Source organism: Micromonospora sp. NPDC002389, from assembly GCF_040296095.1.
Taxonomy (GTDB): Bacteria; Actinomycetota; Actinomycetes; order Mycobacteriales; family Micromonosporaceae; genus Micromonospora.
This window is the reverse complement of record NZ_JBEOWP010000007.1, coordinates 344769-370834: the sequence shown is the minus strand read 5'-3', so window position 1 is coordinate 370834 and position 26066 is coordinate 344769. Positions and strand designations below refer to the sequence as shown.

The following is a 26066-nucleotide window of genomic DNA, read 5'->3' as shown; positions in this document are numbered from 1 at the left end:
AGGGACCAGTGATGTCCGCCACTGCGGAACAGAAGTTGCCGCCCTACGCGCAGGTTGTCGCCGATATCCGTGCGCGTATCGACGCCAGGGAACTGCGACCGGGCGCGCGGGTGCCCTCCACGAGAGAGATCATGCGCGAGTGGGGGGTGGCCATGGCCACCGCCACCAAGGCGCTCGCGGCCCTGCGTCAGGAGGGTCTGGTCGAAGCGGTGCGCGGGGTGGGGACCCTCGTGCGGGATGCGCCCGTCGCTACGCCGCAAGCACGCGGGCAACAGGGGCAGCGGGTACGCCCACGTCCGGCGGAGGCAGGAGGAGGCCGCCCGACCACCGAGACCGCCATTACCAGAGAGGCCATCGTCCGGGCCGCGATCACCATCGCCGACGCCGAGGGAATCGACGGCCTGTCCATGCGCCGGGTCGCCACCCACCTGAGGGTGAGCACCATGGCCCTGTACCGCCACGTCGCGAGCAAAGAGGCACTGGCAACGGCAATGATCGACCAGGTCTACACGGAGCACGCCCTGCCCGAACCGCCGCCCGCCGACTGGCGACGAGCCCTCGAACTGGCGCTCCTGACTGAGTGGGACATCTACCGGAGGCACCCCTGGGCAGTTCGACTGACCATGCTCGCCGGGGCGGTCCAGTCCCCCGGGCTCGTGGAGAACGCCGAGTGGATGATGAAGGTGATCACCGCCCAGGGGCGATCCCCGGACGAGGCCCTGGCGATCCTCACCTTCGTGTCCGCCTACACCTCCGGTATGGCTCTCCAGGCCACGCGGGCGGTGGTGGAGGAGTACGAGTTCGGAATGGACGCCGAACACTGGTGGAGGTCCAGGGGTCCGGAGTTCCTCAGGATCGCCGAGCGGGGCCGGTTCCCCCTTACGTTCAGCGTCTCCGGGCCGCCCGACGTACACGCGATCTTTGGCCTCGGTATGAAACACCTGCTCGACGGACTCGCGCCGCTGATTGAAGGTCGAGGAGGCTCACCACAGGATCTGACGGCAGAGCCGTGACGCACTCAGGGTCCGGGACTACCGCCGCATCACCGCCTATCTATGTAGGGCTGCCGAGCTTGTAGCGGGCTTGGAAGCGGATCGCCAGGTCGACCCTGGTTTCGGCGGGTTCCCAGCGGTACTCCTCCAGAACCCAGGCGTGGGCGGCCGGCTACCGCCGGTCGCCCACGCTGCGTGAGGTGGCTGGGGTTAGTACTCCACCAGGTGCGGCTGGAGTACTAATCCGTCCTATGTCGACGAACAGGCCGACCTCACTGCCGAGGAACCGGAGTAGGGCGGCTCGTTGTCCCGGTCCGGGTGCCCTGGCCCGAGGGTGACCGGCATGTCGTGCGTGGTCGTGGGCACCTTCGAGCCCCGTGACAGGCAAGAGTGGCAATGACGTCGTCGGGATGGTTGGCCACCCCCGTCGGCATCGACGCGGACCACTGGGTGACACGTGCCGGAAACCGGACCGTCCTCGCGGTGGCCCACACGATCGCCAGTTGCCACCGCCTGCTCGACGTCATCGCGCAGATCGAGGACGATCTTCGGGTCCAGGTGGTCTTCACCGTGGCGCCGGACGTGTTCAACCAGCAGGTGACACCTCACCTGGAGCGGCTCGGCGCGCTGACCCTGCCCTGGTCGCAGGCCGTCCGGGAGCGGTTCGACCTCGCTGTCGCCGCCTCCTGGGGAGGGTTGCATCAACTGCACGCGCCACTGCTGGTCACGGCCCACGGCGCCGGGCGCAGCAAGCGGGTGCGCCCCGCACCGAACGGCGGCCCGCCCCTCGCCGAACCCGTGGTCTACGGTCTCGATCGTCAACGGCTGACTCATGGCGGGCGGGTACTGCCGAGCGCACTCGCCCTCTCTCACGAGCACGAGAGGGAGGTGCTGCGACGTCAGTGCCCGGAGGCACTCGACGTCGCAACTGTCGTCGGTGACCCCTGCGTCGACCGTCTCGCCGCCAGCCTGCCGCACCGATCCGCCTACCGGCGGAGCCTGGGAGTCGGCGACGACCAGGAACTGGTCCTGGTCAGCTCGACCTGGGGACCGGACAGCCTGTTCGGGCACCGACCCGACCTGTTGCCCATGCTGGTCAGCCAGCTCCCACCCGGGCATCACCGAGTGGCCGCACTGCTGCACCCCGCTGTCTGGGCCGCGCACGGACATCGCCAGATCCGAGTGTGGCTACGGTCCGGCCACGACGCGGGGCTACTGCTGCCCGACCCGACCCAGGACTGGCGAGCCCTCGTCGTCGCCGCCGACCGGGTGATCGGCGACCACGGCTCGGTCACCGCGTACGCCGCCGCCGTCGGCCGGGCGATCCTGCTCTGCCCCGGCCCACAGTCGACACCTGCCCCCGGCACGCCGCAGCACCTGGTCGCCACCGGTGCCGTACACCTGGATCTCGACCGGCCGCTGCTTTCGCAACTCGCCAAGGCCCGCGTCCTCGACCAGCAGGCGGTGATGGCCGCCCTGACCGGCCGACCGGGCAACGCCGGTCCGTTGCTGCGACGCATCATGTACCGACTCCTCGGCCTCACCGAACCAGGCCCTCCCCGGCGTACCGACCCGGTATCCGTGCCCACCGTCAACCACTGGCAGCCCGGGCGCTGACCCCCTCGCGGCGACGCGCCGGTCAGGACTCCTCCTGGCCGATGCGTAGTCGCCCCGGCTCGACCACCTCGGCGTAGACACCGAAGCAGGCCGCCTGGCCCAACCCGGCCACGGGGACGCGGTAGTGCCGGGCCAGCGCGCTCAGGACGCCGCGATCGGCGGGTACGTCTGGCTGGGCGAGCCCGGGGACGACGCACCGGGGCGTGGGTACGACCACCCGGAGCAGGACGTCACCGAGGCGCAGTTCCTGACCCGGCTCGGGATCACCAGGCGCGTCGAGCACCAGGTTCGGCCGGAAGCGTGCCGCGACCGCGCCGGCTCCGCCGGTCCGTGCGCCCAGCGCGGACAACGCGCCGGTGGTCACCAGGTGTACGGCACCGAAGTCGACGAAGCGCCCGCCCGGTTGTGCTCCGGCGAGGGCCGTGACGGTGTCCTGACCGGGGCGTACGTCGTCCATCCACTGCGGCACCAGGCCCGCGTCCTGCGGCACCGTCCGGTGCAGCCTCGGGTCGGACGGCACCTCCCGGGTCAGTCGCACCGGGCGGCCGAGATGGTGACCGAGCACCGCCTCCGCCTCGGCGGTCCCGGCCTGCACCTCGTGGCCGTCGACGCGCAGTGTCAGCGTCGGTTCGGGGCCGCCGTCGCGCAGCGTCGCACCGACGTCGAGCAGACGTCCCCACCGTCGCGGGTGTTTGGCGCTGCCGACGGTCGCGTCCTGCGGGTCGACGCACGCCCACGCCCGGTCGCCCCGCAGGCCCGTCGACTCGACGTCGACCTCCGGCAGGATCTCGGCCCGTGCGCTCTTGAGCGGATAGCGCCACAGCGCGACGACCTTCGGCATCGGTGACTTCCTCGCGCTCACGCCAACCTGGACGGTCCGAGGTTAACTGTCACCGGACGGAACCCCGGGAACTCGACCGGCCCGTCGGACGACGCGGTACGTGAAGGCGATCGACAACGGTCGCGGTGCCGGACGGCGAAGGTGGGGGATCGGGATGCCCGGGAGCGGGGCGGCGCGGTCCTTCACCGGCGCCCAGTGGGCGGTGCTGGTGAGCGGCCTGCTGGTCAACGTCGGCTCGTTCTCGATCTATCCGTACCTCGCGGTGCTGCTGCGCGAGCGGATGGGCCTGGGCATGGGACAGATCGGCGTCCTGCTCGGGGTGGCGACCCTGGTGCAGTTCGCCAGCGCACCGGTCACCGCGGCACTGGCCGAGCGGATCGGGTTGCAACGGTCCCTGCGCGGCGCGACGGTGCTGTACACGCTGGGCGGATGCGGCTTCCTGGCGGGGGAGGGGCGTCCGGCGTTCACCGTCGCCGGTCTGGTGCTGATCGCCGCCGGCGGCTCGCTCTACTCACCGGCGTACCGGGGATATCTGGTGCACGGCGTCGGCCCGCAGGCCCGGCCCCGCCTGGTCTCCGCCGGCAACGCCGCCGGGAACCTGGGCATCGCCCTCGGACCGGTGGTCGGAGCGCTGCTCATCCGGTACCCCGGGACGATGTTCGCCGTCGTCACGGCGCTCTACGCCGGTCTGGCGCTCGGGCACCTGTTCCTGCCCCGGGAACCGTCGGGTGCACCGACCGCGCCGGTGGAGCCGTTCCGGCGGGTGCTGTCCGGTGTGGCGGTGTTGCCGTTCGCCGTGACCGCGCTCTCCATCTATCTCTACATGCAGTTCTATCAGTACCTCTCCAGCTATGCGCAGGGACGGGTGGCCACCCTGGTCTTCGGGGCCGCCATGATGGGGTACTCCCTCGGCCTGGCCCTCGCCCAGCCGCTGGTGGCCGAGCGGGTCGGGCGGATGGCGTACCGGCCGGCGATGGCCATCGGCTTCGGCGCCCTGGCGGTCGGGATGGTCGCCTTCGCCGGTGGCCACTGGTCGACGCTGCTGGTCGGGGTGACCGTGATCAGCCTCGGCAACGCCGTGCTGTTCCTCAAGAACGACCTGGAGGCGCTGGCCCGGTCGCGCCGGTCCGCCACCGTGGTCTTCGGGCAGCAGCGACTGGCCGTCGGCGTCGGCTCGTTCCTCAGTGGCGTGGTCGGCGGCAACGCGTATGGGGCCTTCGAGTCGGCCGGGCTGCTGCCGGGGTTCTGGTTGGCCGTGGCGGCCCAGTGCGTACTGCTCCCGCCGCTTCTGCTGGCCGGACGCGCGCTGGTGCGGCGTCGTCGTGACGCGACGCCCGGGTCTCGGGCCGTCGGTCCACGGTGACTTCGCGGGAACCAGGTACGCCGCACCGCCGACTAGAGCTATCGAGCGGCCACCGCACTGCCGCCGGCTGACGTACCCGGGAGAACTCGTGCCGCGACCCCGTCCGCTCGTTGCCGCCCTCGCCGTGTCGCTGGCCCTGACCAGCGCCTGCGGTGCCGGCGCCGACGACACCGCCTCGTCGACCACCCTGCGCATCGCACTGAGCGCCGAGTCCGGCGCGCTGGACCCGCACGCGTTCACCGGCAACTTCCTGCTGCTCGACGCGCTCTACGAACCGCTGGTGACCTACGGCCGGGACGGCGTGCTGGAACCGGGGCTGGCGCAGTCCTGGACCGTCGCCGAGGACGGCCGGCAGGTCACGTTCGACCTGCGCGACGGCGTCCGCTTCACCGACGGAACGCCGGTCGACGCCGCCGCCGTCAAGTGGAACTTCGACCGCTGGGTGGGCAACGAGCGGTTCTCCTTCTTCCGCGCGTCCCGGGTGATCACCGCGGTCGAGGCCACCGACCCGGACACCGTACGCCTCACCCTCGCCGAACCGTACGAGCCGCTGCTCCAGGAACTGTCGATCGTGCGTCCCGTCCGGCTGCTCAGCCCGGCGTCGGCGGCCGCCGACGGCACGTTCGGGCAGCCGGTCGGCACCGGCGCGTGGAAACTGGACTCGACCAGCGCCACCGGTGCGGTGCTGACCCGCAACGACGACTACTGGGGCACCCGACCCGAGGTGGAGCGGCTGGAGTTCCGCGTCATCCCGGACTCCCAGGCGCGCGCCGACGCCCTCACCAACGGCGAGATCGACCTGATCGGCGGCGCCTACCTCGCGCCGATCACCCCGGTGGAGGCCAGGTCGCTCGGCGAACGCGACGACGTCACACTGCTCACCGGCGCACCGGACGTCTCCATCATGCTCGGGTTCAACCCGGACGGTCCGGCCGGCGACCGGGCCGTCCGAGAGGCCGTGAGTCGGGCCGTCGACACCACCGCCCTGGCGAGGACACTGCTGCTCGACTATGCCGAGCCGGCCCGGCGGGTGTTCCCGCCCGACGTACCGGACTCCGGCACCGACCTGCCGCTCGGGTTCGACCAGCAGGCCGCGAACCGGGTCCTGGACGCCGCCGGATACGTCCGCGACGGCGACACCCGCGTCAAGGACGGCACGCCGCTCGCGCTGCGGCTACTCGTCCCCGCCACCCCGGCCGAGGGACAACTCGACCCGCGCACCATGGCGGCGGCGATCGCCGCCGCCCTCACGGAGGTGGGCATCACCGTGGAGATCGTCCCGGTGGACGCCGCCACCTACTACGACGAGCGGGCCGAGGGCCGCTACGACCTGACGTTCTTCGAGACCCTCGGCGCACCGTACGACCCGTCCAGCTCGATCGTGTCGCTGTTCACCAGCGGTGCTAGGGCCCCGCTGTGGGTCACCCCGCAGACCGAGGAGCTGGTGGACAGGGCGCTGTACGCCCGCGACCCCGCCTCCCGCGCGGCGGCCCACCAGAGCCTGTACGACGCCGTCGCCGCCGACGTCGGGTTCGTGCCGCTGGCGTACCGGCCGCGCCTGTGGGCGGTACGCGACCGGGTGCAGGGCTTCGCCGTGCCGCCCAGCGACGTGGACCTCGAACTGACCGGGGTCACCCTCGGGTGACCGAGCCCGGGTGGCTGCGCCGCGCCGGTGGTCTGGTCGCACGCTGGACCGTCGACACCGTCGGCGTACTCCTCGCGCTCTCCGCCGGCACCTTCGCCCTCGTCCTGCTGGCCCGGGGGGACGCGGCGGCGATGCTGGCCGCGACCCGGGCCGGCCGCCCGGCCACCCCCGAACAGGTCGAGGCGGTCCGCGTCGAGCTGGGCATGGACGCCCCCGCCCCGGTGCGGTACCTGCGGTGGCTGCGCGACGCCGTCACCGGGGACTTCGGTGTGTCGCTGCGCACCGACACACCGATCGGACCCGAGATCGCCGACCGGGTCGGCGTGACCCTCGGCCTGGTCGCCGGGTCCACTGTGGTCGCCCTGACGGTGGGGGTGGGGGTCGGTGTCGCCGGGGCGGTGCTGCGTCGCGGCCCGGTACGCGGCGCCCTCCGTGTCGGGGCGCTGCTGGCCACCTCCGTACCGGCGTTCTGGCTCAGCTACCTCCTCGTGCTGCTGCTCGCGCTCCGCCTGGGCCTGGTGCCCACCTCGGGCATGGCCGGCCCGGCGACCTGGGTGATGCCGATGGCGGTGCTCGGCCTGCCGGCGGCCGGTGCCCTCAGCCGGGTGGTGGCCGTGACGCTGCGCGAGGCGCTCGACCGGCCCTACGTGCTGGCCGCGCAGGCCCGGGGAAGCGCGCCGCTGTCCATCGTGCTCCGGGACGGCCTGCCCAACGCCGCCGGACCGATCCTGTCGGTCGCCGGGTTCACCGTCGGCACCCTGCTGGTCGGCACGGTCGTGGTGGAACAGATCTTCGGCTGGCCCGGCCTCGGCGCCTACTTCGTCCGGGCCGCCGCCGCCCGCGACGTACCGGCCCTCCAGGCCAGTGCGCTCCTGCTCGGCGGCGGTTTCATCCTGGCCAACCGGCTCGCCGACGTGGTGCAGGCGCTCGTCGACCCGCGCTCCCGGCGCACCGGCGACGTCCGCGGGCACCGCGCCGGCCTCCGGTCGCCTGCTCGCCGAGATCCGAACCGTCGCGTCCCGGCCGCCCGAGGGGAGCCGACGTGAGCCGCCCGCCGAGAATCACCGGTCACCTGCGGACCGTGCTGGTGGCGCTGCCACTGCTGGTGTTCGCGGTCGTCGGACTGCTGGCGCCGCTGATCGCCCCGGCCGACCCGACCGCCAACGACCTGGCCGCGAGCCTGCGGCCCCCGTCGACCGAGCACCTGCTCGGCACCGACCAACTCGGCCGCGACCAGCTCAGCCGGATCCTGCACGGCGCGCGGATCTCGCTGACCGTCACCGCGGCGGTCCTGGCGATCTCGGTGACCGTCGGAGTGGTGGTCGGCACGATCGCCGGGTACCTGGGCGGCCGGGTCGACCGGATCGTGGCCCGGATCGTCGACATGGCCGTCTCGCTGCCGGGCATGCTGGTGGCGCTGGCCGTCGTCGGCGTACGCGGTGCGGGGACGGAGAACCTGGTCATCGCGATGTCGCTGTGGGCCTGGTCCCCGTACGCCCGCATCGCCCGGGCCCGGGTCGCCGGTCTGCGCGACAGCCCGCACCTGGACGCCCTGCGGCTGCTCGGCGCCGGCCCCGCCCGCATCCTCGGCCGGCACCTGCTGCCGCCCGCGCTCGGCCCGTGCCTGGTCTACGCCAGCACCGACGTCGGCGCCATCGTGCTCGGCGTGGCCACCCTGAGCTTCCTCGGCCTGGGCATCCCGCCGCCGCACGCCGAGTGGGGTCAGATGCTCGTCGAGGGGCGACCGCACCTCGGCTCGGCCTGGTGGTTGGCGTACCCGCCGGGCGTCGCGATCACCGCGATCGTGTTCGCGAGCAACCTGCTCGGCGAACGTCTGGCGGCCGGCGACGAACGCCCCTCGATCCTGCGATGGGTGCTCCCGACCCGCCCACGCGTCCGGCGTCCGCCATCGGCCGACACGTCCCCTGCTCCCGGCGGGCCTACCGTTTCCGCTGGGGCTCCCGCTCCCGGTGACGCACCGGCATCCGGCGGAGCCTCCGGTCCCGGCGGGGCTGCGGCTCTCGGCGGGCCTCCCGCTCCCGGTGACGCCGCGCTTCGGGGCGTGCGGGGCGGGGGCCTGCTGCGGGTCCGTGACCTCGTGGTCAGCTATCCGCACGGCGGCGGGCGGCGACGGGTCGTCGCGGGCGTCGACTACGAGGTGGCCAGGGGCGAGACCCTGGCGATCGTCGGCGAGAGCGGCAGCGGCAAGACCACCTCGGCCCTGGCCCCGTTCGGTCTGCTGGACCCGAGCGCCGTCGTCTCCGGCTCGGCGACGCTGCGGATCGGACCCGATGTCCACGACCTCGTCGGCCTCGCCCCGCAGGAGCGCCGCCGGCTCAACGGCCGCCGGGTGGGCGTGGTCTTCCAGGACAGTCTCGCCACCCTGAACCCGTTGCGGACCATCGGCGCGCACGTCGACGAGGCGGTCCGCAACGCCGGTCGCGGTGGCCGCCGGGCGGCGACCCGTCGTATCACCGAGGACCTGCTGCGTCTGGCGGGCCTGACCGATCCGGCCACGGTCGCCCGGAACTACCCGCACCAGCTCTCCGGCGGGATGCGGCAACGCGCGCAGATCGCCGTCGCGCTCGCCGGGCGGCCCGCCCTGCTGGTCGCCGACGAACCCACCTCCGCCCTGGACGTGACCGTGCAGTCCCACCTGCTCGACCTGCTGGCCCGGCTCCGTGACGAGCTGGACATGTCCATGATCATCGTCAGTCACGACCTGGCCGTGGTGACCCGGTCGGCCGACCGGGTGGCGGTCGTGTACGCCGGACGGATCGTCGAGTCCGGACCGCGCGACGCCGTGCTCGGCGATCCCGCCCACCCGTACACCCGTGGCCTGCTCGACGCCGTACCGCGTCCCGGGGCGGCGCCCGGCACCCGCTTCCGCACCATGCCGGGGCACTCCGGTGCCGGCCCGGACGACGCGCCGGGCTGCGCGTTCGCGCCCCGGTGTCCGATCGCGGTGCCCGCCTGCGCCCATCAGACACCCGTGCCGGTGACGCTGGACCCACGGACCGGGCACCGGTCGGCGTGCCTGCGGGCGCCCGGCCGTACCGAGCTGCCTGCTGCGGCCGGTGAACGGGACGGTGGCTGAGCGATGCTGCGGGTGGAACAGGTCAGTGCCGGCTATCCCGGCTCCCGCGAGGTCCCTCGGGTGGTCGAGGAGGTCACGCTCCGGGTCGACGCGGGGGAGATCGTCGGGCTCGTCGGCGAGTCGGGATGCGGCAAGACGACACTCGCCCGCGTGATCACCGGGCTGCACCGCCCGTACTCGGGGGTGGTCCGTTTCGCCGATGTGGACGTACACCGTCTGCGCGGCCGGGAGCTGCGCGCGCACCGGCGGCAGATCCAGATGGTCTTCCAGGACCCCTACCTGACCCTCAGCCCTCGCCAGACGGCCCGGCAGGCCGTCGCGGAGCCGCTGCACATCCACCGGATCGGCGACGCCCGGTCCCGGGCCGCGCGGGTCGCCGAACTGCTGGACCTCGTCGGGCTCGACCCGCAGGCGGGCGACCGCCGGCCCCGCGACCTCTCCGGCGGGCAGCGGCAACGCGTGGCGATCGCCCGAGCGTTGGCGCTCGGTCCCCGCCTGCTCGTCTGCGACGAACCGGTCACCGCGCTCGACGTCTCGGTGCAGGCGAAGGTCCTCAACCTGATCTGCGACCTGCGTGACCACCTCGGACTGGCCTGCCTGTTCATCTCCCACGACCTCGCCGTCGTCCGGCAGCTCGCCGACCGGATCGCGGTCATGCACCAGGGCCGCATCGTCGAGCAGGGCGTGACCGCGCAGGTCACCACCGCGCCGCGTCATCCCTACACCCGCATGCTGCTCGCGGCAGCCGAGATGTAAGGAGGGGTCCCCTGCTAACGCCTGGTGTATAGCAGGGGACCCCTCCTTACATCCGGGCGCTCCGGTAAAGCCTATCTTTTCAGTAGGTTTTAGGAGGTCAGTGAGCTGGGGACCGTTCGGCGGTAAGGGGATCGAAAGGAGTCCTCGGCATAGTCCTGGTCGCTGCGACAACGCGCGACAAGGGGGAGACATGCGGTTCAAGGTGTTGGGTCCGTTGACCATGATGCCGGGGCGACTGCCCAGCGCGCCGAAGCAACGGCAGTTGCTCGCACTCCTGCTCCTGCACGCCAACACCGTCGTCACCATCGACGACTGTGTCGACGAGCTGTGGGGTGAGCAACCACCGCACAGCGCGCACTCGACACTCCAGACGTACGTGATGAACCTGCGCCGGGTGCTGCGCCTGGAGGCGGAGCCGCCAGGCGGCGGGCGCATCGTCACCCGGGAACGCGGTTACGCCCTGCACCTGGAGCCGGGCGAACTGGACCTGGAGGACTTCCAGCGGGTGGCCGGCGACGGCAGCGAGGCACTCGCCGCCGGGCGGTACCCGGAGGCGGCCCGGCTGCTGCGCGCGGCGCTGGACATGTGGCGCGGCCCGGCCCTCGTCGACGTGCAGGCCGGCCCGATCCTGCGCGGCCGTCTCGACGGCCTGCGCGAGGTCCACCTCGCGGTGCAGGAGGAGCGGGTCGAAGCCGACCTGCGCATCGGTCGGCACCGCGAGTTGCTGGGCGAGCTGCGCACGCTGGTACGTCGGCACCCCACCCACGAGAACCTCTGCGCCCAACTGGCACTGGCGTTGTACCGCAGTGGTCGCACCACCGAGGCGCTGGCCGTGCTGCGGCAGCTGCGTACCACGCTCGGCGAGCGGTTCGGGCTGGAGCCGTCACGGCGACTGCAACGCCTGGAACGGGCCGTGCTGCGCGCCGAACCGGCGCTGGACCTGCCCGCCACGTCGTCCGTCGACCGCAGCGTGCACCACCTGCTCGTCAACTGATCCTCGTCACCGTCGCGAAGGAGGCAGCCATGCCGGTCACCGAGCCCGCCCGCACCCGACCGCCCACCATCGACGCCCGCACGTACGCCGAGATCCTGCAGTTCTACGCCCGGCACTTCCAGCTCCTCGACGAGGGACGGGCCGAGGAGTGGGCGGACCAGTTCACCGAGGACGGCGAGTTCGCGCAGAACGTCAAGCCCGAACCGCGCCGGGGCCGCTCCGCGATCGCCGCGTCGATGCGCCGGGGAATGGACAGCATCGCCGAGCGCGGGCTGGTCCGCCGGCACTGGTACGGCGCCGTGACGGCCGAACCGGCGGGCGAGGACGCGGTGCGGACCCGCTACTACGCCACCGTGTTCGAGACCCCGCGCGGCGGTGGCGAGGCGCGGGTGTACCTCAGCACCACCGCCGAGGACGTCCTGGAACGGCACGGCGACGGCTGGTTCGTCCGCCGTCGCCACGTCGCCCATGACGGGACCTGAGCCGGGGCGGCGGTCCGGTCCGGGCCGCCGCCGCGCGGCACCCGGCCTAGTAGTCCAGACCGCCGTCGACGTGCAGCACGTGCCCGTTGACGTACGAGCTGTCCGGCGAGGCGAGGAAGAGCACCGCGCGGGCCACCTCGTCACCGGTCGCGGCCCGGCCCGAGGCCAGCGAACCCCGCAGCCGACCCCAGAGCCGGTCGTTGGCGAGGATCTGGCGACCCATGCCCTCGTCGACCACACCGGGGGCGACGGCGTTCACGGTGACGCCGTCGCCGGCCAACTCGGCGGCGAGCACCCGGGTCAACGTCTCGATCGCCGTCTTCGACACGCTGTACGCGCCCGCCCCCACGATCGGCCGACGGGCCAGCAACGAGGAGACCGTGACCACCCTCCCGGCACCGGAGGCCCGCAGCAGGGGCGCGGCGGCCTGCACGCAGTGCAGCACGCCGGTCAGGTTGGTGGCGAGCACCTCGTCCCACTGCGACACCGGCAGGCCGACCAGCGGACCGGGTCGGCTGATCCCGGCGTTGGCGACCAGGATGTCCAGCCCGCCGTACCGGGCCTGCACGCCGTCGACCAGCGCGTCGACCGAGGCCCGGTCGGCGACGTCGACCGGGAACCGGTCCCCGGTCTCCGGTGCGCCGCGCGAGGCGGACACCACGGTGGCGCCGGCGTCGGTGAGCGTACGTGCGATGACCCTGCCCAGGCCGGCGGTGCCGCCGGTGACCACCGCGACCTTTCCCTTGAGGACCATGAGAACTCCCTTCCGCGTCTGCCGGACCACCGGTCCGGCCGTGTCGTGGCCGGTGCCGCGCACCGGCCGTCGCCGCCCGCCGCTACACCGACGTGACGAGCGGACCGCCGTGCAGGTGGACCATGTCCCGGACGACCGGCCGCGACGACAGGTACGCCCCGGGCGCCTCGCCGCGTTCCTCCGCGTACGCCCGGTGCAGGTTGGCGACGAGCCGCTCCGCCTCCGGCAGATGGGCGAACGGGTGCCCGGTGGCGCCCCGGGCCGCCGCCAACGCGGTCACCCGGTCGGTGACGCCCCGCCGGGCCAGCCCTCGCAACCAGTGCAGGTACGCCTCGGTGGCGTCGAGCACCTCCGGCCCGGTGACCTCACCGTGCCCGGACACCACCACGCGTGGTCGCAGCGCCCGGATCCGTGCGAGCGCGTCCAGCGAGCCGGTCACCGACCCCATCAGCACGAAGGGCGTCCGTCCGGAGAAGACGACGTCCCCGGCGAACACCACCCGCCGCTGCGGCAGCCACACCACCACGTCGTTGGTGGTGTGCGCGGGACCGAGGTGCATCAGCTCGACCCGTACCCCGCCCGGATCGAGGGTGAGCTGCTCGCGCAGCGTGACGTCGGGCAGACGCAGCCGGATCCCGGACCAGTCCACGTCGGGCCACAGCTCGCGCATGGCCAGCCCGGTACGCGCCATCTCGGCACGCGCCTGCTCGTGCGCCACGATCTCGGCGTCGGCCGGGAAGACACAGTTGCCGAAGACGTGGTCACCGTGATGGTGGGTGTTCACCACCACCTGCGCACGGCCCGGCGCGACCCGGCGTACCTGCGCGAGCAGCGCCTCGGCCCGATCCCGGGTGGCGGCGGTGTCCACCACCACGACGCGGTCGGCGCCGACCACGATGCCGGCGTTGCCGACACACCAGCCGCCCGGCCGCTGGACGTACGCGTACACGTCCGGTGCCACCGGCACCAGCGCGGCTCCTGGGTGGTCCGTCATCTCACCTCCGGTTCCACGGCGGGGTCACCGCCCCCAGTGAGCCCAACCGGGCTCGGTTCCGGCTGGAGCCGCCGTCTCGACCGGGAGGTCCGGCGATGACCATCGACGTCCTGGGTGGCCTGCGGGTCGGTGGCCCCGGCGGTGACGCCGGCCCCACCGCGCCCAAGCAACGGCAGTTGCTCGGTCTGCTGGTGCTGCGGGCCGACGAGGTGGTGCCGGCCGCCACCTGCATGCGGGAGCTGTGGCACGACCATCCGCCCCGCAGCGCGGCGACCACCCTCCAGACGTACGTCATGCACCTGCGCCGGGTCCTGGTCCACGCTGACGTGTCGGCGCGGGTGGTCACCTGCGAGCGCGGCTACCGGCTGCGGGTCGACCCGCTCGACACCGACCTCGGTGTGGTCCGTGCGCGGGTGCGTGAGGGCGAGGAGCGGGCCGCGGCCGACGACCCGACCCGCGCCGCCCGGTCGTGGCGGGAGGCGCTCGCGTTGTGGCGCGGCGCGGTGCTGGCCGACGTCCGCACCGGCCCGGTCGCCCAGCAGATCGCCGGTCACCTCGACCAGTGGCGGCTGCTGCTGGTGGAGCGTTACCTGGAGGCGGAGCTGCGTTGCGGCCGGCACCGGCAGGTGGTGCCCACGGCCACCGCCCTGGCCGGCCGCCATCCGCTCAGCGAACCGATCCACGCAAGCCTGATCAGCGCGCTGCACCGCAGCGGCCGGCAGGCCGACGCGGTACGGGTCTACGAAAGGCTCGCCGCCGCGCTGCGCCGCGACCTCGGTGTCCCGCCATCGGAGCCGCTGCGGCGACTCCACCAGGCCGTCCGCACCGGCGCGGCATGGCTCGACCCGCCCCCGCCCGCCGCGCCGGTGCTCTGCCTGGACGCGCTCTCCGCGCTCGACGCCGGTCGGCGGCCCTTCCTCGTTCCCACGCCACCCGGTGGCACATCCTGATCGGAGGCGGTCCGTGCCGATACCCGTGCAACGTGACCCCGAACTGACCCGTACCCGGCTCGCGCAGTGGCTGCGGGACACCCTGCCCGCCCACGACGTGGTGGTGGGCCCGGTGACCGTGCCGCGCACCGCCGGCTTCTCCGCCGAGATCCTGCTCTGCGACGCCAGGTGGCGTGAGCACGGCCGGGAGCGCACCGTGCCGCTCGCGGTACGGGTCGCGCCGACCGGGCACCGCATCTTTCCCGACCTGCGCTGGCGGGAACAGGTCGCGATGCAGGTGGCGCTCGCCGACACCGCCGTACCGGTGGCCCCGGTGCTCGGTCACGAACCCGACCCGCAGCCGCTGGGCGCGCCGTTCGTGGTGATGGTCCGCGTGGCCGGCGAGGTGCCGGCGGACCTGCCGTCGTACCACCGGCAGGGCTGGCTCGCCGACGCGACGCCCACGCGGCAGCGGGCGGTGTGGTGGCGGGCGCTCGCCGCGATGAGCCGACTGCACCGCCTCGACCCGGCGACCCTGCCGGTCACCGCCGCGCCCACCGGTGACCTGGAGTTCTACGCCGGACACCTGGACCACTTCGGCGCCGACGGCAACCCGGCCGTCGCGGCGGCGCTGGCGTGGCTGCGCGCCCACCGGCCACCGGCACCGGCCGCGCCCGCACCACTGTGGGGCGACGCCCGACTGGGCAACATCGTGTTCGCCGGAGACCGGCCCGCCGCCCTGCTCGACTGGGAGATGACCGACGTCGGCCGCCCCGAGAGCGACCTGGCCTGGTTCCTGCACATGGACCGCTTCCTGAGCGCCGGCATCGGCGCCGCACGCCTGCCCGGCCTGCCGACCCGCGCCGAGACGGTGGCGTACTACGCCCGACTGCTCGGCCGCCCGCTGGAACACCTGGAGTACCACGAGGTCGACGCGGCGTTCCGGTTCTGTGTCGTCACCGCTCGGGTGGTGCGGCTGCTGGAGCGCACCGGGGTGCTGCCGCCGGGTTCGGACTTTCCCCTGCACCGCAACGCGACCGCCCTGCTGCGCCGCCGACTCGCGGAGGCCGGTGTCGATCTCTCCAGCGCCGGTGTACCTGGCCTCTAGCGAGGACCGCCACTGTCGGCGCAGCGCGGGTCGGCCGCGCAGCAGGGCGCGGGTGGGAGGGGTACGCATGGCGGTCGACGCGTCCACGTTCCGGACGCTGTTCGGCACGGTACCCGGCGTCGTGGCGGTGGTGACCACCCTGGACGGTGACGAACCGGCCGGACTGACCACCAGCGCGGTGTGCGAGGTGTCGCTGGACCCGCCGCTGCTGCTGGTCTGCCTGGACGAACGGTCCCGCACCCTGCCCCGGATCCTGCGCAGCGGCGCCTTCACGGTCAACTACCTCGCCGGGCACCGGCGCGACCTCGCTGCCCGCTTCGCCGGCAGCGGCGCGGACAAGTTCACCGACGTGCCCTGGACGGGGTCGCCAGGAGCCCGGGGTGCACCACGGCTCGACGACGCGTCCGCCGCCCACGCCGAGTGCACGGTGCGGCACGCGGTGCCGCTCGGTGACCACACCGTGGTCGTCGGTCTGGTCGAGGCGGTCATGGTCACCGGGCACGCCCCACTGCTGTACCGGCGCGGGACGTACCGCGCCTGGTCCGACGCCGCCACGGTCGCACCGGTCGTGGCCCGTCCGAACCCGAGGGAGCTGGCATGAAGTTCGGCATCAACCTGTTCCCGACCGTCGGCCCGCAGGACAAACCGGCCGGGCAGTACTTCTCCGAGAGCCTGCGGCTGGCGGAGCTGGCCGACGAGTTGGGCTTCCACCACGTCAAGACCGTCGAGCACTACTTCTCCCCGTACGGCGGTTACAGCCCCGACCCGGTCACCTTCCTCGCCGCCGCGGCCGCCCGGACCCAGCGGATACGCCTGGTCACCGGCGCGGTACTGCCCGCCTTCACCCACCCGGTCAAGCTCGCCGGCAAGCTCGCGATGCTCGACGGCATCTCCGGTGGTCGGCTCGACGTCGGCTTCGGCCGGGCGTTCCTCCCCGACGAGTTCCACGCGTTCGGGATACCGCTAGACGAGAGCCGGGCCCGCTTCGACGAGGGGGTGGCCGCCTGCACGCTGCTGTGGACCACCGAGAACGCGGTGTGGGAGGGCCGGTTCCATCGCTTCGGCCCGGTCACCCTGCTGCCCCGGCCGGTGCAACAGCCGCACCCCCGGATCCTGGTGGCCACCGCCAAGTCACCGGAGTCGGCCGAGGCCGCCGGCCGCAACGGCCACGGCGTGATGCTGGTGCCCTCGATCAACTCGCGCGAGCAGGTGCAGGACGTGCTGGCGCTGTACCGCAAGGCCGCGGCGGCGAACGGCTTCACCCCGACCGACGAGGACGTCCACATGAGCTACAACGCGTTCCTGGCCGAGGATCCCGACGAGGCGCGGAGGCTCGGGCGCGGCTACTCCGAGCAGTCCCACCGGACGCTTGCCGACGCGGTGTCGGCCTGGGCGCACACCCGCAGCACCGACTACCCGGGTTACGAGAAGATCGTGGAGCGGGTCGGCAAGGGCGACTTCGACCGGCAGGTCGCCGCCGGCAAGGCCCTCGTCGGCTCACCGGAGCAGGTGATCTCGGCGGTGGAGAACATCCGCGAGTGGTTCGGCGACGTGACGCTGAGCCTGCAGGTGGTGTCCGGCAACGTCCCGTACGAGCAGGCCGCCCGCTCCCTGCGGCTGTTCGCCTCGCACGTGCTGCCCCGGTTCTGACGGCACCGGTGACCACCCGCACGGTCGTACCGACCGACACCTACCTCACCGCCCCGCCCGCCCCACCCGCGTACCGGCGCAGCCGCCGGGTCGCCGCACTGGCCGGCCTGGTGGTGCTGCTGCTCGTGTTGCAGAACCTGGCGCGCAATCCCGCGCTCCAGTGGGACGTGGTGGCGCAGTACCTCACCGCCGACGTCATCCTCGACGGGCTCCGGATCACCCTTTTGCTCACCGCGATCGCCCTGGTCGGCGGCTTCGCCCTGGGTACGCTGCTGGCGGTCATGCGGCTCTCCGGCAGCCTGCTGTTGCAGTCGGTGAGCTGGGGGTACACCTGGCTGTTCCGGTCCGTGCCGATCCTGGTGCAGCTCCTGTTCTGGTACAACATCTCGCTGCTCTACCCCCGCATCACCGTCGAGGTGCCGTTCGGCCCGACCCTGCTGGACGTGCAGACCCGAGGTCTGATCAACGGCTTCCTCGCCGCGGTCATCGGGCTCACCCTGCACGAGGCGGCACACGCCAGCGAGATCGTGCGTGCGGGCCTGCTGTCGGTGGACAAGTCGCAGACCGAGGCGGCCCAGGCGCTGGGACTGTCGCGGACGCGGACGTTGTGGCGCATCGTGCTGCCACCGGCGATGCGCGCCATCGTGCCGCCCTCGGCGAACCAGGCCGCCGCGCTGCTCAAGGGCACCTCGGTGGTGAGCGTGATCGCCGGGCAGGACCTGCTCTTCTCCGTCCAACTGATCTACAACCGCAACTACCTGGTGATCCCGCTGCTGCTGGTGGCGACGCTGTGGTATCTGCTGTTCACCACCATCCTCAGTGGACTCCAGTATCTGCTCGAACGCTACTTCGGGCGCGGCAGCGGCCGGAACGGCCTGCCCCTGCGCGCCCGTCTGCGTGCCCTGGCCGACGGAGCGGAACGGTGAGCGCCACGATGCACGACGACGACCCGCTCCGGCCGATGGTGCAGCTCGTCGGCGTCCGCAAGGCGTTCGGCGCCACCACCGTGCTCGACGGCGTGGACCTCACCGTCGGCCGGGGGACCGTCACCTGCGTCGTCGGCCCGTCCGGCTCGGGCAAGAGCACCCTGCTGCGCTGCGTCAACCGTCTGGAACGCGCCGACGCCGGCATGGTCCTGGTCGACGGTCGGCCGGTCGGCCAGGTGCTGCGGCGCGGCCGACTGGTCGAGGCGTCGCCACGGCTGCTGGCCCGGCACCGCACCGAGGTCGGGATGGTGTTCCAGGCGCTGAACCTGTTCCCGCACCTGACCGTCGTGCAGAACCTCGTGGAGGCACCCATCGCGGTGCAGCGGCTGCCCCGCGACGCGGCCCTCGCCCGCGCCCGCGAGCTGCTGGACCGGGTCGGCCTGGCACACAAGGAGCGCTCCTACCCGCGCGAGCTCTCCGGCGGCGAACAGCAGCGCGTCGCCATCGCCCGCGCCCTGGCGTTGCGTCCCAAGGTGATGCTCTTCGACGAGCCGACCAGCGCGCTGGACCCGGAACTCATCGGCGAGGTGCTCTCGGTGGTCCGCGACCTCGCCTCGGGCGGCATGACGATGCTGATCGTCACCCACGAGCTGCGCTTCGCCGCCGAGGTCGCCGACGAGATCGTCTTCATGGACCGCGGTCGCATCGTCGAGCAGGGGTCACCCGCCACGATGCTCGACCGCCCTCGCGAGGAGCGCACCGCGCGGTTCTTCGCCACCATCCTCAACCGTTGAAGGAGACAAGGTGTATTTGTCGCGTCACACCCGCAGGATGGTCGCCGTGACGGCGACCGCCGTGCTCGGCCTGCTGACCGGGTGCGTCCACGCCGCGCCGGCCCCCACCGGTGGGGAGGCGCCCGCCGACCTCGGCGCCCAGGACGTGGTGTCGCAGGTGCAGGCCGCACCCGACATCGCGGCGCTGCTGCCGGCCGAGATCCGCGAGCGCGGTCGGCTGACCGTCGGCTCGGCGGTGGGTACCCCGCCGATCGCCTTCCACCCCCAGGACGGCGGCCCGCCGCGCGGCGTCGACATCGACATCGCCGACGCGGCCGCCCGGGTCCTCGGTCTGACCGTCAGCCGCGAGCAGGTCAGCGGCGCGTCGCTGCTGACCGGGCTGACCGCCGGTCGGTTCGACGTCGGCACCGCCAACTTCGCCGTCACCGAGGAACGCAAGAAGGTGCTGGACTTCACCGTCTACCTCACCGACGGCACCGGTTTCATGGTCCGCGACGACAGCTCGTTGCGCGAGGTCACCGACGTGTCGCAGTTGTGCGGGTTGACCATCGGCACCGGCGTGGGCAGCACCTTCGAGCAGGACCTGCGCCAGCGGGAACGAGTGTGCGTCGACGCCGGCAGACCATACAAGATCAGCACCTACAGCGACGCCGCCGCGCACTTCCTGGCCCTGCGGGAGGGACACGTCGACATCCTGGTCAGCACCTCCAGCGTGCTGCGCTACGCCGCGAGCCAGCAGCCCGGGCTGCGCTTCGTCGGCGAACTGGGCCGCCGTGACGTCGGCCTGGCCACCAGCAAGGGCGCCGGTCTCGCCGAACCGCTGCGGGCCGCGGTGGACCGGCTGATCGCCGACGGTACGTACCGCCGGATCCTGACCAAGTGGCACCTGGAGGCCAGCGGGGTCGAACGGTCCACGGTGAACCCGGCGGCGGCCTGAGGCGTAGCGCCCCTCACCCCGTCCACCCGGGCACCTCGTCGATCTCCAGCAGCGCACAGGTCCACGTGTATCCCGCTCCGACCCCGGCGAGCAGCACCCGCTCGCCGGGGCGCAGCGTTCCACTCTCCACCAGGTGCGCGAGCCCGCTGAACTGGTCGCCGGCACCCAGGTGGCCGACCGTGCTGGCCCAGGCCCAGGTAGTGACGGCCCGGTCCACCTGCCACGGGCGCAGGTACGACGAGGTGAGCCGGCGCAGCCCGAAGTGCGGCAACACGTACCGGTCCACGTCGGCGAAGGTCAGCCCCGCCTCGGCGAGTGCCCGGTCCAGAGCCTCCGACTGACCGGCCACCACCCGACTGATGCTGTACGACACCCCGGTGCGGGCGACGAACGCCTTCTTGACCGCGTCCAGGTCCACCGGCCGCCGCTGGGCCAGCGGCGCGACGCCGAACGGGTCGTCGCCACGGTGCAGGCCCTCCAGGTCCGGCTCCGAGACCGTCACCAGGCTCAGCAGGCGTGCGAACCCGGTGTCCCGGGAGAGCACCAGGGCCGTACCCGCGTCGCCGTACACCGTGCCGGGGTCGCTGTTCCACCTGTCGAAGCCCGGCGGGCAGAAGCGGTCCCCGGTGGTGAGCAGCGCCGCGGCCCGTCGGGGCGCGGCGGTGAGGTACGCCGCCGCGAGGTCGAGGGCGGCGAGTCCACCGTTGGAGAGCTGGCGGACCTCCAGCGCCGGGCAACGGTTGCCGAGCACCATCCGCTGGATGTACGACGCCGGCGCCCACACGTCGTGTCCCTGGTGGTAGACGGTGGCGTGCAGCAGCAACGCCACCTCGTCCGGGGTGTGCCCGGAGCGCTTGACGGCCAGCTCGGCGGCGCGTACCGCCAGTTCCGGCCCGGATTCCTCGGTCGACACGCTCACCGCGTCCAGGCCGGTCTGCGTCGCGAGCCGCTGACTGCACCGACCGTCGGCGACCGCGTCGATGACCCGCGTCCGCCCCGGCACGTACGCGGCCACGGCGGCCACCCGGATTCCGTCGAATCGCATCTGTCTGCCGCTCCCTCGGATCACCGGATCGCGACGGGCTCCGCGCGCCCACCGCCGCCGGATCGTCGCTCGTGGCGTCGGTCCGGCGGCGGATCGCCGGCCGGTCGTGGGGCGGGCGATGGCGCGGAGCGCGCCGGGGGCTCGCCTCGGCACCGCCGTCGCGTACCGCCACGGTCGCGCGCCGTGCTCGGCCGGGACTCGAGAACCCATCGAGCGGGTACGCCTTGAGCCGCCCTCAAGTGACAGGTGCGACGGTCGGGGCATGTCCGCACCCACGACCCGACGCGTGGCCCTGCTCTTCCCCGGCCAGGGCGCCCAACGGCCCGGCATGGCGGTCGGCCTCTACCACGGACACCCGGGCTTCCGCCGCCACGTCGACGAGGTGTTCGCGCTCTGGGGGCCGGAGGGCGACGCGATCCGCGCCGACTGGCTCACCGACCGCCCGGCCGTACCCCTGGACGACCTGCGGCGCGCGCAGCCGCTGCTGTTCGCGATCGGCTGGGGGCTCGGGCGCACGTTGCTCGACGACGGCCCAGCGCCGGTGGCCCTGCTCGGCCACAGCGTCGGCGAGGTGGTGGCGGCGACCCTCGCCGACGTGCTGAGCCTGCCCGACGCGGTACGTGTGCTCCGCGACCGGCTCGGGCACCTCGCCGACGCCCCGCCCGGCGGCATGCTCGCCGTCGCGGCCACCCCCGAACAGGTGCGGCCGTACCTCGGTGGCGGGGTGGTCGTCGGCGCGGTCAACGGGCCGGGGCAACTGCTGCTCGCCGGCCCGGAGGCACCCCTGACCGATGTCGAGCAGCGGCTGCGCGCCGCCGCGGTGACCTGCCGCCGGGCCCGGTCGACCACCGCGTTCCACAGCCCCGCACTGGCCGACGCCGCCGCACGTGCCGAACCACTGCTGCGCACGCTCCCGCTGCGCCCGCCACGCCTGCCGCTGTTCTCCTGCTACACCGGCCGCCGGGTGACCGCCCAGGTGGCCACCGACCCGGCCTACTGGGCCGCCCAACCGGCCGCACCGGTCCAGTTCGGCGCCGCGCTGGACGCCCTGCTGGCCACGGCGCCGCAGGTGCTCGTCGAGGCCGGCGCGCCACACGGACTGACCACGCTGGCCCGCCGCCACCCGGCGGTACGGCAGGGCCGGTGCACGGCGCTGGCCGCGCTCCCGACCCACGCCGGCAGCCGCGACGCGGACCTGGTCGCCGTCGCCACGGCCCGGACCGCCGTGGAGGGCGTCCGTTTCCAGGAGGGCTCGACCGTCGCTTGAGCACCCGCTGCGACCGTCGGACCATGAGCCGTCGCGTGGTCGTCACCGGACTCGGGGCCGTCGCCCCGGGTGGTAGCAACGTCAAGCAGTTCTGGGACCTGCTCTCCTCAGGCCGCACCGCAACCCGGGGCATCACCGCCTTCGACCCGTCGCCCTACCGCTCGCGGATCGCCGCCGAGTGCGACTTCGACCCGGTCGAGGCCGGGCTCGGCCCGCAGGAGGCCCGGCGGATGGACCGGGCCACGCAGTTCGCCGTGGTCGCCGCGCGGGAGGCGGTCGCGGACAGCGGCCTCGACCTGCCGGGCGAACAGGGCCACCGGGTGGCGGTGTCGCTCGGCTGCGCGGTCGGCTGCACCACCAGCATGGAGCGGGAGTACGTCGTGCTCAGCGACGGCGGCCGGTCCTGGCTGGTCGACCCGACGTACGCGGTCCCGCAGCTCTACGACTGGTTCGTGCCCAGCGCGGTGGCGGCCGAGGTGGCACACGTCGTCGGCGCGCAGGGACCGGTCGCCCTGGTCTCCGACGGCTGCACCTCCGGCCTCGACGCGGTCGGGCACGGCGCCGAACTGATCCGCGAGGGCAGCGCCGACGTGGTGGTCACCGGCGGCACCGACGCGCCGATCTCACCGATCACCCTGGCCTGCTTCGACGCGATCAAGGCCACCAGCCCGCGCAACGACGATCCGGAGCACGCGTCGCGTCCGTTCGACTCGACCCGCAACGGCCTGGTGCTCGGCGAGGGCGCCGGGGTGCTTGTCCTGGAGGAGCTGGAGCATGCCCGCCGCCGAGGGGCCCCGGTGTACGCCGAGGTCGCCGGCTTCGGCAGCCGCTGCAACGGCTACCACATGACCGGGCTGCGCGCCGACGGCGTGGAGATGGCCGAGGCGATCCGGGTGGCGTTGGCCGAGGCGCACCTGGCACCCGAGCAGGTCGACTACGTCAACGCCCACGGGTCGAGCACCAAGCAGAACGACCGGCACGAGACGGCCGCCTTCAAACGCAGCCTGGGCGAGCACGCCTACCGGGTGCCGGTCAGCTCGATCAAGTCGATGATCGGGCACTCGCTCGGCGCGATCGGTGCGCTGGAACTGGTGGCCTGTGCGCTGGCGATGGAGCACCACCTGGTGCCGCCCACGGCCAACCTGCACGCACCCGACCCCGAGTGCGACCTCGACTACGTGCCGAACGTCGCCCGCGAGCACCGCACCGACACGGTGTTGAGCGTCGGCAGTGGATTCGGCGGCTTCCAGAGCGCGGTGGTGCTGGCCCGGCCCGATCGGCGGGCGGCGTGAACGCCCCGGTCGTCACCGGCCTCGGCGTGGCCGCACCCACCGGTCTCGACGTCGAGGCGTACTGGCAGGCCACCGTGCAGGGGCGCAGCGGCATCCGGTCGATCACCCGCTTCGACGCCACCGGCTACCCGCTGCGGCTCGCCGGTGAGGTGCCCGACTTCGTCGCCGAGGAGCACCTGCCGGGACGGCTGCTGCCCCAGACCGACCGGATGACCCGACTCAGCCTGTACGCGGCCGAGCAGGCCCTGACCGACGCCGGGGTGCCGGCGGTCGAGGGCGTCCGGTACGACGTCGGCGTGGCCACCGCCTCCTCGATGGGCGGCTTCGAGTTCGGGCAGCGGGAACTGGAGAACCTCTGGAGCAAAGGCGGCAGCCACGTCAGCGCCTACCAGTCCTTCGCCTGGTTCTACGCGGTCAACTCGGGACAGATCTCGATCCGACACAACCTGCGGGGGCCCGGTGCCGCGCTGGTGACCGACCACGCGGGCGGGCTCGACGCGATCGGGCACGCGCGACGGCAGATCCGTCGTGGCACCCCGGTGGTGCTCACCGGCGGCGTCGACGGCGCACTGTGCCCGCTCGGACTCGCCGGTTGGCTCAGCACCGGCGGGTTCAGCAGCCGTACCGACCCGCGACGGGCGTACCTGCCGTTCGACGCGGACGCCGACGGTGCCGTGCCCGGCGAGGGAGGCGCGCACCTGGTGCTGGAGGACGCGGAATCCGCGCGGGCCCGGGGTGCCCAGGTCTACGGCGAACTGGCCGGCTACGCCGCGACGTTCGACCCGGCCGGTGTGCCCGCGACCGGGCTGCGTCGCGCGATCACCGGCGCGTTGCGTGATGCCGGCATCACCTCGGGAGACGTGGACCTGGTCCTCGCCGACGGTGCCGGTGACCGCGCGGCCGATCGGACCGAGGCGACCGACCTGGCGGAGATCTTCGGGCCACGGCGGGTGCCGGTCACCGCGCCCAAGAGCACGGTCGGCCGGCTCCAGGCCGGTGCCGCCGCACTGGACCTCGCCACCGCACTGCTCGCCATTCGCGACGGCGTCGCGCCGCACACCGTCGGTGTGGACGCCCCCGCTCCGGACTGCCCGATCGACCTGGTCACCGGTGAGCCCCGGTCGCTGCCGCTGCACCACGTGCTGGTGGTGGCCCGGGGCCGGGGCGGCTTCAACGCCGCCGCCCTGCTCCGCCGCGTCGCCTCGTGACCCGGACCGACACCGACCCGAAAGGACGACCATGACCGCCGACCAGCCGCTCCACCTCGACGACCTGCGCCGCATCCTGCGTGCCTCGGCCGGCGAGGACGACTCCGTCGACCTGGACCGCGAGATCCTGGACACCCCCTTCGTCGACCTGGGTTTCGACTCGCTCGCCCTGCTGGAGACCGTTTCCCGGATCTCCCGTGAGTACGCCGTGACGCTGCCGGACGAGGTGGTCGAGAGCTGCGACACGCCACGATCGCTGCTGGACTACGTCAACCGGACGGCGACCGGGGTCTGAGCAGTGCGACGGGCGCGGCGGGCCGGTCGGCCCGCCGCGCCTGCTCTCAGTCGGCGACCGGTTGCAGGTGCCGCCGCGCCTGCTCCAGCGTGCGACGGCTGTTGGTGCCGAGCGAGCGGCGGACCAGGTCCCGGGCGTCGGCGAGGGTCGCCGAGTCGCCGAGCAACGCGGCGACCCGATCCGGGCGCAGCACCACCGTGTGGTGCGACGTGGCGACCACGCCGTCCCGCTCGGGGCGTAGCGTCCAGGTGCCGGTGTGCGCCGCGAGCAGCGGCGGCAGCACGGTCTGCTTGTAGACGATCCGGTCGGTGGGGAAGCAGACCCGCACCGACCTGGTGGTGTGCACGCTGTCATCCGGCGCGACGGTGTCCATCTCCAGGATCTGCACGCCGGGCTCGTCCTCGGTCAGCTCCACCCGGGCCACGTGCGGCAGCCGCTCCCGCCAGCGGTCGGCGTGGTACAGGAAGTCGTACACCTCCTTTGCCGGGGCGGCCACGAACACCTCGTCGGCGAAGGAGAGCAGGGTGCCGTCCTCGGCGGACTCCGCCGCCGCGCGCAGCGCGGCCAGCTCGGCGGTGCTGTTGTGCTCGACGGCCCGTGCCACCCACTCGGCGGCGTCGGGGTCGTCGTCCACCACGGAGTAGTCGTGCAGCAGGACGACCCGGGTGCCGCCGTCGATCGGTTCGAGCCGCCATTCGCCGCCCATCGAGGCCACCGGCGCCGCCGACACCTCCTGCCGGAACGTGATCCGGCCCTGCGCCGGTGTCAGCGTGCGGCGGGAGACCCAGGAGCGCACCACGCCGTTGGCGGTGGCCCACAGCCGTAGCCGTTCGCGGTGCAGTGGACCGTCGGCCTCCCGCTCGATCAGGTCCACGTGGACGGTGGGAGCGAACGTGTACGGCCAGCGGGTGACGTCGGCGATGATCGGGTACACCGCGTCGACGGATGCGCTCACGTCGACGGTGTGGCGTGTGGTGTGGACGGTGGGTTCGGGCACGGGGGGCCTCCTGCCGGCTCGGTCGGGATACCCGCCGAGCCTCCCGCGCGCCGATCGACGTCCGGTCCAGCACCGTTGGAGGA

25 protein-coding genes are annotated in these 26066 nt (G+C 73.2%); 20 read left to right on the top strand and 5 right to left on the bottom strand.

Annotated features, from left to right (window positions below; translation table 11 throughout):
• The first annotated feature begins 11 nt into the window (after positions 1–11).
• On the top strand, positions 12–1013 hold the full coding sequence (locus ABT008_RS16545; protein ID WP_350697077.1) for a GntR family transcriptional regulator: 1002 nt from the start codon (positions 12–14) through the stop codon (positions 1011–1013).
• Between the two features lie 375 nt (positions 1014–1388).
• On the top strand, positions 1389–2609 hold the full coding sequence (locus tag ABT008_RS16540; protein WP_350697076.1) for a hypothetical protein: 1221 nt from the start codon (positions 1389–1391) through the stop codon (positions 2607–2609).
• A gap of 22 nt (positions 2610–2631) precedes the next feature.
• Here the strand turns inward: ABT008_RS16540 and ABT008_RS16535 are convergent, their stop codons facing one another.
• The gene (locus ABT008_RS16535) at positions 2632–3450 is read right to left on the bottom strand and encodes an MOSC domain-containing protein (protein WP_350697075.1); all 819 of its coding nucleotides are present in this window, start codon (positions 3448–3450) and stop codon (positions 2632–2634) included.
• A gap of 154 nt (positions 3451–3604) precedes the next feature.
• Between ABT008_RS16535 and ABT008_RS16530 the strand changes: the two genes are divergently transcribed.
• From ABT008_RS16530 to ABT008_RS16500, 7 genes are all read left to right on the top strand, one after another.
• Positions 3605–4813 (top strand): MFS transporter, encoded by a 1209-nt coding sequence (locus ABT008_RS16530; protein WP_350697074.1) that lies wholly within the window; start codon positions 3605–3607, stop codon positions 4811–4813.
• Positions 4814–4901: 88 nt separating this feature from the next.
• Positions 4902–6458 (top strand): ABC transporter substrate-binding protein, encoded by a 1557-nt coding sequence (locus ABT008_RS16525; protein WP_350697073.1) that lies wholly within the window; start codon positions 4902–4904, stop codon positions 6456–6458.
• A complete protein-coding gene (locus ABT008_RS16520; RefSeq protein WP_350697072.1) occupies positions 6455–7504 on the top strand; it encodes an ABC transporter permease in 1050 nt (349 codons plus the stop codon). Before ABT008_RS16525 ends, ABT008_RS16520 begins: the two co-directional genes overlap by 4 nt.
• Positions 7501–9555: a dipeptide/oligopeptide/nickel ABC transporter permease/ATP-binding protein gene (locus ABT008_RS16515; protein WP_350697071.1), complete on the top strand. Its 2055-nt coding sequence runs from the start codon at positions 7501–7503 to the stop codon at positions 9553–9555. Before ABT008_RS16520 ends, ABT008_RS16515 begins: the two co-directional genes overlap by 4 nt.
• Positions 9556–9558: 3 nt before the next feature.
• Positions 9559–10311 (top strand): ABC transporter ATP-binding protein, encoded by a 753-nt coding sequence (locus ABT008_RS16510; RefSeq protein ID WP_350697070.1) that lies wholly within the window; start codon positions 9559–9561, stop codon positions 10309–10311.
• Between the two features lie 190 nt (positions 10312–10501).
• A complete protein-coding gene (locus ABT008_RS16505; RefSeq protein ID WP_350697069.1) occupies positions 10502–11305 on the top strand; it encodes an AfsR/SARP family transcriptional regulator in 804 nt (267 codons plus the stop codon).
• Between the two features lie 29 nt (positions 11306–11334).
• The gene (locus tag ABT008_RS16500) at positions 11335–11787 is read left to right on the top strand and encodes a nuclear transport factor 2 family protein (RefSeq protein ID WP_350697068.1); all 453 of its coding nucleotides are present in this window, start codon (positions 11335–11337) and stop codon (positions 11785–11787) included.
• 46 nt (positions 11788–11833) lie between these two features.
• On the opposite strand, the gene ABT008_RS16495 is transcribed toward ABT008_RS16500, so the two are convergent.
• Positions 11834–12541, bottom strand: a complete 708-nt coding sequence (locus tag ABT008_RS16495; protein ID WP_350697067.1) for an SDR family NAD(P)-dependent oxidoreductase — start codon at positions 12539–12541, stop codon at positions 11834–11836.
• Between the two features lie 82 nt (positions 12542–12623).
• Positions 12624–13535, bottom strand: a complete 912-nt coding sequence (locus ABT008_RS16490) for an MBL fold metallo-hydrolase (protein WP_350697066.1) — start codon at positions 13533–13535, stop codon at positions 12624–12626.
• 95 nt (positions 13536–13630) lie between these two features.
• Here ABT008_RS16490 and ABT008_RS16485 point away from each other — a divergent pair, with 95 nt between their 5' ends.
• From ABT008_RS16485 to ABT008_RS16455, 7 genes are all read left to right on the top strand, one after another.
• Positions 13631–14485 (top strand): AfsR/SARP family transcriptional regulator, encoded by an 855-nt coding sequence (locus tag ABT008_RS16485; protein WP_350697065.1) that lies wholly within the window; start codon positions 13631–13633, stop codon positions 14483–14485.
• Between the two features lie 13 nt (positions 14486–14498).
• Positions 14499–15572 carry a phosphotransferase family protein gene (locus ABT008_RS16480; protein WP_350697064.1) on the top strand — a complete coding sequence of 358 codons (1074 nt, stop codon included), beginning with the start codon at positions 14499–14501 and terminating at the stop codon, positions 15570–15572.
• A gap of 67 nt (positions 15573–15639) precedes the next feature.
• Complete coding sequence (locus ABT008_RS16475; protein ID WP_350697063.1) at positions 15640–16173, top strand: flavin reductase family protein; 534 nt, start codon at positions 15640–15642, stop codon at positions 16171–16173.
• The gene (locus tag ABT008_RS16470) at positions 16170–17222 is read left to right on the top strand and encodes an LLM class flavin-dependent oxidoreductase (RefSeq protein ID WP_350697062.1); all 1053 of its coding nucleotides are present in this window, start codon (positions 16170–16172) and stop codon (positions 17220–17222) included. The genes ABT008_RS16475 and ABT008_RS16470 overlap by 4 nt, the downstream gene beginning before the upstream one ends.
• Positions 17223–17230: 8 nt before the next feature.
• Positions 17231–18148: an amino acid ABC transporter permease gene (locus ABT008_RS16465; protein ID WP_350697061.1), complete on the top strand. Its 918-nt coding sequence runs from the start codon at positions 17231–17233 to the stop codon at positions 18146–18148.
• Positions 18149–18156: 8 nt separating this feature from the next.
• Positions 18157–18942 carry an amino acid ABC transporter ATP-binding protein gene (locus ABT008_RS16460; RefSeq protein ID WP_502890441.1) on the top strand — a complete coding sequence of 262 codons (786 nt, stop codon included), beginning with the start codon at positions 18157–18159 and terminating at the stop codon, positions 18940–18942.
• 37 nt (positions 18943–18979) lie between these two features.
• Positions 18980–19879 (top strand): ABC transporter substrate-binding protein, encoded by a 900-nt coding sequence (locus ABT008_RS16455; protein ID WP_350697110.1) that lies wholly within the window; start codon positions 18980–18982, stop codon positions 19877–19879.
• A 13-nt stretch (positions 19880–19892) separates the two neighbouring features.
• On the opposite strand, the gene ABT008_RS16450 is transcribed toward ABT008_RS16455, so the two are convergent.
• Positions 19893–20924, bottom strand: coding sequence for a ketoacyl-ACP synthase III family protein (locus ABT008_RS16450; protein WP_350697060.1), 1032 nt, complete (start codon positions 20922–20924; stop codon positions 19893–19895).
• 262 nt (positions 20925–21186) lie between these two features.
• Here ABT008_RS16450 and ABT008_RS16445 point away from each other — a divergent pair, with 262 nt between their 5' ends.
• The 4 genes from ABT008_RS16445 to ABT008_RS16430 are packed head-to-tail and all read left to right on the top strand — an operon-like array spanning position 21187 to position 24986.
• The gene (locus tag ABT008_RS16445; protein WP_350697059.1) at positions 21187–22191 is read left to right on the top strand and encodes an acyltransferase domain-containing protein; all 1005 of its coding nucleotides are present in this window, start codon (positions 21187–21189) and stop codon (positions 22189–22191) included.
• 23 nt (positions 22192–22214) lie between these two features.
• A complete protein-coding gene (locus ABT008_RS16440; RefSeq protein ID WP_350697058.1) occupies positions 22215–23483 on the top strand; it encodes a beta-ketoacyl-[acyl-carrier-protein] synthase family protein in 1269 nt (422 codons plus the stop codon).
• Positions 23480–24691: a ketosynthase chain-length factor gene (locus tag ABT008_RS16435; RefSeq protein ID WP_350697057.1), complete on the top strand. Its 1212-nt coding sequence runs from the start codon at positions 23480–23482 to the stop codon at positions 24689–24691. Before ABT008_RS16440 ends, ABT008_RS16435 begins: the two co-directional genes overlap by 4 nt.
• Positions 24692–24722: 31 nt before the next feature.
• Positions 24723–24986: an acyl carrier protein gene (locus tag ABT008_RS16430; protein ID WP_176092683.1), complete on the top strand. Its 264-nt coding sequence runs from the start codon at positions 24723–24725 to the stop codon at positions 24984–24986.
• Between the two features lie 46 nt (positions 24987–25032).
• On the opposite strand, the gene ABT008_RS16425 is transcribed toward ABT008_RS16430, so the two are convergent.
• On the bottom strand, positions 25033–25983 hold the full coding sequence (locus ABT008_RS16425) for an aromatase/cyclase (protein ID WP_350697056.1): 951 nt from the start codon (positions 25981–25983) through the stop codon (positions 25033–25035).
• Positions 25984–26066 lie beyond the last annotated feature (83 nt).